The organism is Bradyrhizobium sp. 2TAF24 (assembly GCF_052115025.1).
Taxonomy (GTDB): domain Bacteria; phylum Pseudomonadota; class Alphaproteobacteria; order Rhizobiales; family Xanthobacteraceae; genus Bradyrhizobium_A.
In genome coordinates this window covers 570,106-577,008 of record NZ_JBFRFW010000002.1, presented here as the reverse complement: position 1 = coordinate 577,008, position 6,903 = coordinate 570,106, and the positions used below count along the sequence as shown (strand labels likewise).

General features: G+C 65.8%; 11 protein-coding genes. All 11 read left to right on the top strand.

What is annotated here, in order from left to right; genetic code table 11:
- Window positions 1-179 precede the first annotated feature (179 nt).
- A complete protein-coding gene (locus AB4Z37_RS05980) occupies window positions 180-1,022 on the top strand; it encodes a DUF932 domain-containing protein (RefSeq protein WP_441515752.1) in 843 nt (280 codons plus the stop codon).
- Window positions 1,023-1,333: 311 nt separating this feature from the next.
- A complete protein-coding gene (locus AB4Z37_RS05975; protein ID WP_441515751.1) occupies window positions 1,334-1,531 on the top strand; it encodes a transcriptional regulator domain-containing protein in 198 nt (65 codons plus the stop codon).
- Window positions 1,532-1,637: 106 nt separating this feature from the next.
- The gene (locus AB4Z37_RS05970; RefSeq protein WP_441515750.1) at window positions 1,638-2,120 is read left to right on the top strand and encodes a DUF2285 domain-containing protein; all 483 of its coding nucleotides are present in this window, start codon (window positions 1,638-1,640) and stop codon (window positions 2,118-2,120) included.
- A gap of 154 nt (window positions 2,121-2,274) precedes the next feature.
- Complete coding sequence (locus tag AB4Z37_RS05965) at window positions 2,275-2,544, top strand: helix-turn-helix transcriptional regulator (RefSeq protein WP_441515749.1); 270 nt, start codon at window positions 2,275-2,277, stop codon at window positions 2,542-2,544.
- Window positions 2,545-3,573 carry a replication initiator protein A gene (locus AB4Z37_RS05960; protein WP_441515748.1) on the top strand — a complete coding sequence of 343 codons (1,029 nt, stop codon included), beginning with the start codon at window positions 2,545-2,547 and terminating at the stop codon, window positions 3,571-3,573.
- Window positions 3,570-4,223 carry a ParA family partition ATPase gene (gene parA / locus AB4Z37_RS05955; RefSeq protein WP_441515747.1) on the top strand — a complete coding sequence of 218 codons (654 nt, stop codon included), beginning with the start codon at window positions 3,570-3,572 and terminating at the stop codon, window positions 4,221-4,223. The genes AB4Z37_RS05960 and parA overlap by 4 nt, the downstream gene beginning before the upstream one ends.
- Window positions 4,220-4,474: a ribbon-helix-helix protein gene (locus tag AB4Z37_RS05950; protein ID WP_441515746.1), complete on the top strand. Its 255-nt coding sequence runs from the start codon at window positions 4,220-4,222 to the stop codon at window positions 4,472-4,474. Before parA ends, AB4Z37_RS05950 begins: the two co-directional genes overlap by 4 nt.
- Entirely contained in the window at window positions 4,471-4,989 is a 519-nt protein-coding gene (locus AB4Z37_RS05945) for a DUF2840 domain-containing protein (protein WP_441515745.1), read from the top strand. The genes AB4Z37_RS05950 and AB4Z37_RS05945 overlap by 4 nt, the downstream gene beginning before the upstream one ends.
- Window positions 4,986-5,531 carry a S26 family signal peptidase gene (locus tag AB4Z37_RS05940; RefSeq protein ID WP_441515744.1) on the top strand — a complete coding sequence of 182 codons (546 nt, stop codon included), beginning with the start codon at window positions 4,986-4,988 and terminating at the stop codon, window positions 5,529-5,531. The genes AB4Z37_RS05945 and AB4Z37_RS05940 overlap by 4 nt, the downstream gene beginning before the upstream one ends.
- Window positions 5,532-5,566: 35 nt before the next feature.
- The gene (locus tag AB4Z37_RS05935) at window positions 5,567-5,902 is read left to right on the top strand and encodes a DUF736 domain-containing protein (RefSeq protein ID WP_441515743.1); all 336 of its coding nucleotides are present in this window, start codon (window positions 5,567-5,569) and stop codon (window positions 5,900-5,902) included.
- 5 nt (window positions 5,903-5,907) lie between these two features.
- The gene (locus AB4Z37_RS05930; protein WP_441515787.1) at window positions 5,908-6,825 is read left to right on the top strand and encodes a lytic transglycosylase domain-containing protein; all 918 of its coding nucleotides are present in this window, start codon (window positions 5,908-5,910) and stop codon (window positions 6,823-6,825) included.
- Window positions 6,826-6,903 lie beyond the last annotated feature (78 nt).

Below are 6,903 nucleotides of genomic sequence, written 5' to 3'. Positions count from 1 at the left end.
TGCTTAGGGCCAGCCCTCGGCGCACTTCGGAGTGGGCTTCCGCCCAGCTTCGGTCGCTGCGCTCCCTGCAGCCGGTTCCCCGCGAAGCCACCCCTCCGTTTGCACACCCGGTCTCGGCGACGGCCAGGGTTGCAGCGCAGCGCTGCGCTCCAACCCACGCCCAAGGAAAGGAACCGGCTATGTATCACCAGCTTGCAACCCGTTTCGGCCGCAACGCCCACCAGATCAGCGGACGCGAGCCGCTCGACAATGAGGAGCTTTACCGGCATGTCCCGTCCATCTTCGCGCGCGAGGCGCATGACAGCCGTTCGGAACGCTATATCTATGTCCCCACCATCGACATCGTGGAGGGATTGCGTCGCGAAGGTTGGTTTCCGTTCTTCGCCGTCCAGTCCGTGCCGCGCGACGGCAGCCGCCACGGCCACGCCAAGCACATGCTACGCCTTCGCCGTGACGAGGGCATCGGCAAGCCCGAGGCCGCCGAAGTTATCATCGTCAACAGTCATGACGGGACCTCAGCCTATCAGATGTTTGCGGGCATGCTCCGTTTCGTCTGCACCAACAGCATGATCGCGGGCGAGCGCTTCGAGGAAGTCCGCGTGCCACACAAGGGCAATATTCAGCACGACATCATCGAAGGCGTTTACACCGTCGCGGAGGATTTCCCGCGCCTGATCGACGCGAGCCAGACAATGAAGGAAACCCGCCTGTCGCAGGACGAGCAGCGCGTTTTTGCCGAGGCAAGCCTTGTGGCTCGCTATGGCGAGGATGAAAGCCCGCTTCAGCCTGACCAGATCATCGCGCCGCGCCGTCGTGAGGATGTCGGGCAAAGCCTCTGGACCACGTTCAACGTCATTCAGGAAAACGTCATTCGCGGCGGAGTGCATGGCCGCAAGCGCAACGCCGAGGGGCGCATTCGCCGCAGCCAGACACGCGCCATCAATGGCATCGATCAGAATGTCAGCCTCAATCGCGCGCTCTGGACGCTCGCCGAGGGGATGCAGCGCTTGAAGACCGCATAGATGCCGAGCCGTGGAGCCGGGTTTCCGGCTCTACGGCTCAGCGTCTTTCAGGATGTCCGTATCTGGCTTTTTTCCGCCGATCCGGCTTTGCGGATCGGCGGCGCGGCCGCGCCCATGGCACGGCCGCCGCTCGCCGGGCTTCGCCCGGCTCGCAAAGACACGCATGCGATGTTAAGAAGAAAATAACCAATATCGATCGCTACGCACGATCAACATATCCGCCTTTGGCGGCTGCAAAAACGCTGCCTGGTCGCTGAAACTCTCTGTCCGGGTGTTGGCTTTGCATGACCCGGTCAATGAGAGGTGATGTTATGCTCAGCATCGATTGGCGTTCGCCGGCGGCGTATCAGCATGCCGAGACCATTCCCGCCGCCGGCTTCGCTTGGGAATATCTCCGCCGCGATGATAATTATCATCGAGACTTCCAGAAGATCGGGCGTCTCGGGAACCCGTCCGCGCGGTCGCTGGCGGCGTTTTCGAAACGCTGGGGGTTGCGATTTCCCGTGTGATCCCGAGACGCCGCCCGATCGGCAATCCCTGTTCTGGATTCCAAGCCTGCAACCGCAGGCTGTTCACCTCACCACAGCGCCGCGACCGATCGTTGCGCAAGCGATCGTGCCGATTCCGCTGACGCAGCTCGATGGCCTCGATCTGCGCCGGGCCGATGACGGCTGGCACGGCGTCTGGCAGGCCGATGGCGTCACGCATCAGTTCTGGCTCGTCGAGGCCCCTTCCGACGGGGCGACGTTCTACGCTGTTGTCTTGCCGCTGGACGCGCTTCTCGAACTGCGCGTGCACGCTGCGCGACGGCTCTGGCGCGCGCTCAATGGCCGTGCGCCAGGCCCGGACTTCCGCGCGATGCCGATCCAGCTTCGGCGGTTCCACATCCTCTCCCTGCGAGCGCTCGATGCGCGTCAGCGCGGCGAGAGCTACCGCACCATCGCCGAAGTCCTCCTCGGCTTTCGCGGCACGAAGGAGGATTGGGAGAACGACCCACGCAAGAACCAGGCCCGCCGCCTCGTGGCCCACAGCCTGAGCATGATGAAGGGGGGATACCGGCTGCTGCTCCATTATCCGATCAAGCCGCGCCGCCGATAGGCAGACGCCGCCGCATAGCGTGTCTTACAAAGGGGTGCCGCCAGCGCATAAGCGCAAATGCGGCACGCTCCGCGCCGCCGATCCTTCGCCATGGTTCGCCATCGCACGCTGTCGCCGCCGGCAGCCCCACGCATGACGAACCAGAGGTGATCTCATGGCCGACCTGAAGGCGGACCTGCCGCCACGCCTGTTGCGCACGCCCGATGCCGCGCGCTTTCTCGGAATCTCGCTGCGCACGCTGGAGAAGCATCGCACCTACGGGACCGGTCCGATCTATCGCAAGATCGGAGGCCGCGTCGTCTACGCTGTCGAGGATCTGCAAGCCTGGTCCGCGATAGGCGCCCGCAAATCGACGCGCGACAAGGATGTCGGCCGCGTGTTTCCGGCGCGCCGTTTAACGCCGGCTGAGCGGGGCGAACACTGAATGCTGCGCGACGATGACCATCGACGCGGGCGTCAGCGCAAGGCCAGCGAACGGACCAACCTCAATCCCTTCGTGGTGATCGGCGGCGACGCATCGCCCCGCGACCAGCGCGATCTGATGGAGCGGCCATTCTTCTCGTTGGCGAAAACGCCACGCACCCGACCGATCTTCTACCAGGCCGCTGATGTCGAGGTGCAGGTGTTCGCCATGCCCGAGCACGGCATGGCGACAATCTGGGACGCCGACGTGCTGATCTGGGCCGCCTCGCAGATTGTCGAGGCCGAGAACCGCGGCCTCACCACATCACGCTTCTTCCGCTTCACGCCTTACCAGCTTCTGCGCGGCATCGGCCGCCCGACCGGCAACCGCCAATATCTATTGCTGAAGGCCGCGCTCGCGCGCCTGCAATCGACCGTCATCGCCACCACGATCCGCAACGGCGCGCATTGGCGCCGCCGGCAGTTCTCCTGGATCAACGAATGGGAGGAGATGACGACGCATGCCGGCCGCGTCGAGGGCATGGAGTTCGTGCTGCCCGAATGGTTCTACAACGGCGTCGTCGACCGCTCGCTGGTGCTCACCATCGACCCGGCTTATTTCCGGCTGACCGGCGGCATCGAACGCTGGCTCTATCGCGTCGCGCGCAAGCATGCCGGCCGCCAGCGCCACGGCTGGCTGTTCGAGATTGCTCATCTCCACGTCAAGTCCGGCAGTCTCGCGCGCATCTCCGATTTCGCACTCGACCTGCGCCGCATCGCGGCGCGTCAGCCGCTGCCGGGTTATCGCCTCCAGATCGAGCGAGAGAACGGCCGCGAACTGCTGCGTTTCCTTCCCGAAAATCCATCCACAGTGCCTGTTGAAAACCATGTGAATGGCATCGGTACATCAGGCGCACGCACTATCGGTACATCAGGCGCAAATCGCGCGACGCACTCTATAGAAGAATCTAACAAAGATTCTAACTCTTCTTCTTTGACGCGCGCACATGCGAGGCATGGTGCCTGTGCTACCCGCCGGAGTGCACCATGATCGTCGCGCTCCTCAATCAAAAAGGCGGTGTCGGCAAGACCACGCTCGCGCTGCATCTCGCCGGTGCATGGGCCACCAGGAGACACCGTGTCACCTTGATCGACGCCGATCCGCAAGGCTCGGCGCTCGACTGGTCGCAGCAACGAAGCCGCGAGGGCCTGCCGCGCCTGTTCGGCGTCGTCGGCCTGGCGCGCGACACGCTGCATCGCGAAGCCCCCGAGCTGGCGCGTGACGCCGATCATGTTGTCATCGACGGTCCGCCACGTATCGCCAGCCTCATGCGCTCGGCGCTGCTCGCCGCCGACCTGGTGCTGATCCCGGTGCAGCCGTCGCCGTTCGATGGCTGGGCGTCGGCCGAGATGCTGGCGCTTCTCAGCGAAGCGCGCATCTACCGGCCGCAGCTCGCCGCGCGCTTCGTGCTGAACCGCTGCGCGGCGCGCACCGTGATTGCCCGCGAGACTGCTGAGACGCTGGTTGATCACGACCCGCCGGTGCTCGCCACCACCATTGGCCAGCGTGTCGTCTTTGCCGACGCCGCGCAGTCCGGGCGGCTGGCCTGCGAGATCGATGATGACAGCTCGGCCGCACGCGAGATCGCCGCGCTGGCAGCCGAGATCGATCGGCTCCGCGTCGCGAGGATCGCGCCATGACCGGGCGCACCGGCAAGCGCGGCTTCGCCTCCCGTCCGGGCGACGCCGAGAGCTGGATCAAGGCAGCCGACGCGCAGGCCCAGCGCACAAACGACGCCGCAACCTTCACCGCGCGGCTGACGATCGATGTCACGCCCGAGCTGCGCGGCCGCATCAAGGTCGCGGCCTTCCGGCGCGGGGAGACAGTCGCCGACATGCTGCGCGCGCTGCTCGCACGCGAATTCGCATCCACTGAGGGAGACACCCCATGACCGGCAATGCGGCGCGCCGCATGCGCGGCCGTCCGCTGCCGGCCGGTCCCGCGTCCTTCACCACCTTCGTCGAACTGACCCGGAGCCAAAGGAAAATCGAGAATTGGATCAGATTCGGCCGCAAGAGCTACGAGCAGATCCTCGACCGCCGCCGCAGCATCGTCGGCTTCGCGCCGGACATCATCTTCGCCTTCGTCCGCTGGGCCTCCAACGATTTCGGAACGATCATCTCGCGTATCGACATCGTGCGGGCGGTCGGCCGCGGCGAGCCGTTCCAGACGCTGCCCTTCGTGCGGCCCGGCGGCGACATACTGCTGCGCCTCGACGGCTGGCCCAAGGTCGAACGGGCGCTGCAAGCCATCGACGCGGTAGAGGCGCTCGGTCTCGATCCGGCGGACGCGGCGCCGGAGCATTGGCGGCATGTCCACAACCGGCTGAGCGTCGGCGAGACGCCGCGCACCTACACGTCCGCGCAGCATGCCGCCTGGCTTCGCCGCCGGAGAATCGGGCCATGACGCGCGCTGGCCTCATCATCGCGACGGCTCTTGCTGCCGCGGGCGTCGGTTATCCCGGCCTCACGCCGATGCCGATCAAACTGATCTGGAACGCCAGCGCGAGCGCTCCGATCGGCTTCTACACGATCGACTTCGACGGCCCGTTCGAGGTGACCGATCTCGTTGCCGTGGACGCCCCTGAACCGCTCGCGACCTTCCTTAGCGAGCGCGGCTATCTACCGAAAGGCGTGCCGCTCATGAAGCGTGTGCTGGCTGTGTCCGGGCAAACGGTCTGCCGCAACGGCCGCGCCGTCACGGTTGACGGCATCGCGATGGGGGAGGCGCGTGACCGCGACCGCGCCGGTCGCGATCTCCCGGTCTGGCAGGGCTGCCGTCGCATCCAGACCGGCGAGGTCTTTCTCATGAACTGGCAGGTCCGCGACAGCCTCGACGGTCGCTACTTCGGTCTGACCTCCACGGACCAGATCATCGGTCGCGCGGTCCCGCTGTGGACCGATGAGGACGGCGACGGCCGCTACCAGTGGCGCGTGCCAACGCACTGACATCGCTTTCCCACCCCAACCACAGGAGACTTGCTATGCCGCAGATTGGTCAATTCACCGCCGAGAAATCGGGCTTCGTCGGGCGCGTTCACACGCTCACGCTCTACCGCGACATCACCATCGTTCCGGCGGAACCTTCGGATGCCGAGAACGCGCCTGACTATCGCGTCCATCACGGCGCGGAAGACGGACCGGAGATCGGCGCGGGCTGGAAGCGCACCGGCGAGAAAGCGGGCAGCTACGTTTCGCTGCTCATCGACGACCCAGCCTTGCCACAGCCGATCCGCGCCAACCTGTTCCGCAATGGCGACGATGAATCCTCATGGTCGCTGCACTGGAACCGTCCAGCCAAGCGCGCCGAGCGGGACTGAAGACCATGCGCCATCCCGTCACGATCGCGCTCAAAACCGCCATCCCTTGGTTCGCGGAAAAGCCGTCTCATCCCTTCGTCCCGCTCGACGGTCAGACGGCCGGCGCGCGCAGCGAAGGTCAAGGGCGGCGTTTCGCCGGCGCTTCGCGCGCACCCTTGACCGCAGCGAGCACGCTGGCAGGCTTGCGGCGCAGCGGAGACAAGGCGCTACGCCGTTGTGCCGTTCTCTTCGCGGTCGGCACGCTGTCAGTCGGTAGCGGCTTGGCGGTCGCGCAATCCATGCCGATCGCGCGCGCTCCCGCTGTCGATCCCTATGCTGCGCCCATTGCAGAAGCTTCGAAGCGCTTCGGCATTCCCGAGCGCTGGATTCGTGCGGTGCTGCGCGCTGAGAGTGCGGGCGATGCGCGCGCGATCTCATCGGTCGGCGCGGTCGGATTGATGCAGGTCATGCCCGACACCTGGGCGGGGCTGCGCATCCGTCATCGGCTCGGCCGCGATCCTTATGATCCGCGCGCTAACATCCTCGCCGGCACGGCCTTTCTGCGCGAGATGTGGGATCGTTACGGCAATGTCGCCGCGATGCTCGCGTCCTACAATGCTGGTCCCAATCGCTATGACGAGCATCGCGCGTCCGGCCGCCCGTTGCCGGCCGAGACACGCGCCTATGTCGCCGCACTCGCGCCGATCCTTGGTGGTGCGGCTGTATCCGATGCGCCAACCCGGCAGCCGGCACCGCCGCCCGACTGGCGCGAAGCCCCTCTGTTCATCACGCGTCCGAACGACAGCGGGATTGCTGCCGCTCTGCCATCCATTGCGCAATCCGGCGACACACGCGCAACCGTTCCCGTGCGCGATTCTGCTCGCACGGAGCCGCAGAGTGGCAGCATTTTCGTGGCCCGCGCGAGCGACGGAGGCACGCCATGAGGATGGCGCTCCCGCGCTCAGCGGCGGTCATTTCGGTGTGCAGTCGGGCAGGTTCGCGCTTGGCTGCATTCAGGGTTG

Coding starts and splice junctions, on each gene's coding strand:
- AB4Z37_RS05980 (WP_441515752.1), top strand. CDS start 180: ATGTATCACCAGCTTGCAACCCGTTTCGGCCGCAACGCCCACCAGATC.
- AB4Z37_RS05975 (WP_441515751.1), top strand. CDS start 1,334: ATGCTCAGCATCGATTGGCGTTCGCCGGCGGCGTATCAGCATGCCGAG.
- AB4Z37_RS05965 (WP_441515749.1), top strand. CDS start 2,275: ATGGCCGACCTGAAGGCGGACCTGCCGCCACGCCTGTTGCGCACGCCC.
- AB4Z37_RS05960 (WP_441515748.1), top strand. CDS start 2,545: ATGCTGCGCGACGATGACCATCGACGCGGGCGTCAGCGCAAGGCCAGC.
- parA (WP_441515747.1), top strand. CDS start 3,570: ATGATCGTCGCGCTCCTCAATCAAAAAGGCGGTGTCGGCAAGACCACG.
- AB4Z37_RS05950 (WP_441515746.1), top strand. CDS start 4,220: ATGACCGGGCGCACCGGCAAGCGCGGCTTCGCCTCCCGTCCGGGCGAC.
- AB4Z37_RS05945 (WP_441515745.1), top strand. CDS start 4,471: ATGACCGGCAATGCGGCGCGCCGCATGCGCGGCCGTCCGCTGCCGGCC.
- AB4Z37_RS05940 (WP_441515744.1), top strand. CDS start 4,986: ATGACGCGCGCTGGCCTCATCATCGCGACGGCTCTTGCTGCCGCGGGC.
- AB4Z37_RS05935 (WP_441515743.1), top strand. CDS start 5,567: ATGCCGCAGATTGGTCAATTCACCGCCGAGAAATCGGGCTTCGTCGGG.
- AB4Z37_RS05930 (WP_441515787.1), top strand. CDS start 5,908: ATGCGCCATCCCGTCACGATCGCGCTCAAAACCGCCATCCCTTGGTTC.